Here is a 2637-nt window from a genome sequence, read left to right on the forward strand (position 1 = left end):
GCGCGGACGCGGGCCGACCGGCCCGGCCGGGCGCCGGGCGCTACGAGGTGACGGAGATCGGTGAGGCGGTGCGGAAGGTCAGTGGCCGACGCCCACCGGCTGGCCCTGGCGAGGCTGGTAGCTGCGCGGGGCGCCGGTACGCCGCCGCCGTGCCTCCCGCACGGTCAGCTGGACTCCCTCGGTCAGCCCGATGGTCGGACGCCAGCCCAGTTGGGCGAGGGCCTTGCTGCTGTCCAGCGCCATCCGGCGCACCTCCTGCGGGTGTGGATGCGGCGCGTAGTGCGGGTCGCAGTCCGCGCCGACCACCGAGCAGACCAGCTCGAAGAGGTCGTTGACGGTGGTCTCCCGGCCGGTGGCGATGTTGACCAGCCCCGCACCCGGGTAGTGGCAGGCGCGGGCCACCGCGTCGGCCACGTCCACGATGTGCACGTAGTCGCGGGTCTGCTGGCCGTCGCCGTAGATGGTGGGCGGTTGGCCGTTGAGCAGGGCCTCGGTCATCAGCGCCACCACGCTGGTGCCGCCTCCGGTCGGGCGCGGTCCGTAGACGTTGCCGAAGGCCAGGGCGGTGTACGACATGCCGTGTTCGCGCCGGTACCAGTCCAGGTAGCAGATCCCGACGGCCTTGCTGATGCCGTACGGGCTGGTGGCCGCCAGCGGCCGGTCCTCCCGGATGGGCAGGGCGTCCGAGGAGACGTTGCCGTAGATGGCGCTGCTCGCCGCGTGTACGAACAGCCGAACTCCGCTCCGGGCGCAGGCGTCCAGCACGTTGATCGTCCCGAAGGTGTTCACGTCGGCGTCGAACAGCGGCGACTCCCGGGCTGCCTGGAGGCTGCCCTGACCGGCGAGGTGCACCACGACCTCGGGCCTCCATTCGTGGATCACGTCGACTGCCTCGGCGGTGCGGATGTCACCCCGCAGGACATCCGACTGTGACAGCCCGCCGTACGCGGCGTCGGCGAGGTTCTCGACCCGACCGGTCGAGAAGTCGTCGAGCACTTTGACGTGGATCCCCATCAGCATCAGGCGTGCGACGACGTGACTTCCGATGAATCCGGCTCCACCGGTCACCAGCACGCGATTGGGAACCGAGCTGCCTTGCGCGGATGGCTCGGCTCCGTTCAGCGGAACTTCCATCGTGAACTCCTTGGCGGCGGGGTGGTCAGTTCTGGTGGGCATCGGCGGTGTGACCAGCCAATTCCCTACTATCAGCGGGATCATTCTGACATATCACCCGCAAAGGGATGTCGATTACGATAAACGAAAAAGCTTTGTTTTGCGGCAAATGAACTGTTTATGCTGCTGAATCGTTCATAGTGCTGTCGAGGGCATTCAGGGGGAGCGCTCCGCCGCGTGGCGAGGAGGAAAGCCACATGGAGAAACCGTCGGTCGCCGTCCCGTTCGACGAGGACCTGCGAACGGTGGCCCCGGAGCCGGTACGCCGACACGGCCGTGAGTTCCTGCTCAACGGTCATCGACGCGGCTCAGGGCAACATGCGGCACCACCGGCACGCGGTCGCGTCCGCGCGCTGGTGATCGAACCGGTGGAGACACCCGCGCGGCCGGACCGCCTCAACGACGAGTTCGACGTCGTCCTGCGGCTGCCCGTACCCGCCGACGTCGAGCAGCTCACCGCGGTCCTCCGGCGACTGCGGCCCAAACTCCTGCTGCTCAAGAACTCGCTGGACAGCATCGACGAGCCGATCGTGGCCGCCTGCCAGCAACTGGGCGTGGAGATCCTGGTGCTGGCGCGGCCGGTCTACGGGCTGCTGCCCACGCCCAGCCTGCGGCGCTTCGGCGGGCTGCCCTGGATCCGACTCCGGTCGGGACCGCACCGCCGCACCGGTGAACGCGTCAAGCGCTACCTCGACCTCGGCGTCATCGCGCTCAGCGCGATCCTGGTGCTCCCGCTGATCCTCGCCATCACCGTCGTCGTCTCGTTCACCGGGCCACCGTTCTATCGCCAGCAACGCGTCGGTGCGGGCGGGCGACTCTTCTCCATGGTCAAGTTCCGCACCATGCGACCCGGGGCGGAACGCGAGACCGGGCCGGTACTCGCCCAGCCGGACGACCCCCGGATCACCCGCGTCGGCCGCCTGCTGCGGCGTACCCGCCTTGACGAACTGCCGCAACTGTGGAACGTCGTACGCGGGGACATGAGCCTGGTCGGTCCCCGTCCGGAGCGGCCCGAGTTCATCGCCGAGTTCCGGCAGTTGCCGTACTACGACCTGCGCCACCTGGTCCGGCCCGGACTCACCGGGCTCGCCCAGCTCACCGGTGGCTACGCCGCCACGGTCGAGGAGAAGCTGCGCTGCGACCTGCTCTATCTCAACTGTCGATCGCTGCGGGTGGACCTGACCCTGCTGGCGCTGACCGCCCTGGAGTTGGTCCGGGGATTCCCTCGTGGCTAGCGCGGCCGGCACGGTCGGCGCACGCCTGACCCGCAACACGCTGAGCATGCTGGGCGCCCGGATCGTCATGGCGCTGGCCGGCCTGGTCTCGTTGCCCGTCGTCTATCAGCACCTCGGGCCGGAGGCGTTCGGCGTCTGGGTGCTGCTGACCGGACTGCTCGCCGTCGTCGCCCTCTTCGACCTCGGGCTCGGCTCGGCGCTGGTCCGGGAGGTGGCGGCGGCCGAGACC

The 2637-nt window shown here is 69.3% G+C and carries 2 protein-coding genes and 1 pseudogene; 2 read left to right on the plus strand and 1 reads right to left on the minus strand.

Going from position 1 to position 2637, the window contains the following annotated elements:
• Positions 1 to 78 precede the first annotated feature (78 nt).
• On the minus strand, positions 79 to 1218 hold the full coding sequence (locus EYA84_RS30185) for a GDP-mannose 4,6-dehydratase (RefSeq protein ID WP_131057586.1): 1140 nt from the start codon (positions 1216 to 1218) through the stop codon (positions 79 to 81).
• A 152-nt stretch (positions 1219 to 1370) separates the two neighbouring features.
• Here EYA84_RS30185 and EYA84_RS30190 point away from each other — a divergent pair, with 152 nt between their 5' ends.
• The gene (locus EYA84_RS30190) at positions 1371 to 2408 is read left to right on the plus strand and encodes a sugar transferase (RefSeq protein WP_131057589.1); all 1038 of its coding nucleotides are present in this window, start codon (positions 1371 to 1373) and stop codon (positions 2406 to 2408) included.
• Positions 2401 to 2637 (plus strand): annotated as a pseudogene (locus tag EYA84_RS30195) (oligosaccharide flippase family protein); the annotation flags it as partial. The gene EYA84_RS30190 and the pseudogene EYA84_RS30195, both read left to right, overlap by 8 nt.

Origin of the sequence: Verrucosispora sp. SN26_14.1 (genome assembly GCF_004307965.1) — a bacterium.
Classification (GTDB): domain Bacteria; phylum Actinomycetota; class Actinomycetes; order Mycobacteriales; family Micromonosporaceae; genus Micromonospora.